General features: G+C 43.2%; 1 protein-coding gene. It reads right to left on the bottom strand.

Translation table 11 applies throughout. From position 1 onward, the window contains the following. A partial coding sequence (locus AAAT26_RS09605; RefSeq protein ID WP_349209159.1) for an EF-Tu C-terminal domain-related protein occupies positions 1–752 on the bottom strand: 752 nt, incomplete at both ends.

Raw genomic sequence — 752 nt, 5'->3', positions numbered from 1 at the left:
CGAAGACCTTCTTCGATAGCGATTGGAGTAATCAATTCGATTTCCATTGTTACGTTATCGCCAGGCATACACATTTCTACACCTTCAGGAAGGTTTACAACACCTGTTACGTCTGTTGTACGGAAGTAGAATTGTGGACGGTAGTTGGAGAAGAATGGAGTATGACGGCCACCTTCTTCTTTAGTCAATACGTATACTTCTGCTTTGAATTTTGTGTGTGGGTTGATGGAACCTGGTTTAGCCAATACTTGACCACGTTCGATGTCTTTACGATCAACACCACGAAGCAATGCACCTACGTTGTCACCTGCTACTGCAGAATCCAACACTTTACGGAACATTTCAAGACCAGTTACTACGTATTGTTCAGCTTTTTCTTTCAAGCCTACTACTTCAACTGTATCACCAACGTTTACTTGACCACGTTCAACACGGCCAGTTGCTACTGTACCACGACCAGTGATTGTGAAAACGTCTTCCACAGGCATCAAGAATGGTTTATCAGTGTCACGAACTGGTGTTGGGATGTAGGAGTCTACAGCATCCATCAATTCGTCAATTTTAGCTACATATTGAGCGTCGCCTTCCAAAGCTTTCAATGCGGAACCTACAACGATAGGTACTTCGTCGCCAGGGAATTCGTAGGAAGAAAGAAGTTCACGAACTTCCATTTCTACCAATTCGATCAATTCTTCATCGTCAACCATGTCAGCTTTGTTCAAGAATACTACGATTGCAGGAACACCAACTTG

Source organism: Veillonella parvula (assembly GCF_040094895.1).
Lineage (GTDB): Bacteria > Bacillota > Negativicutes > Veillonellales > Veillonellaceae > Veillonella > Veillonella parvula_L.
This window is presented reverse-complemented; position numbering and strand designations above follow the sequence as displayed.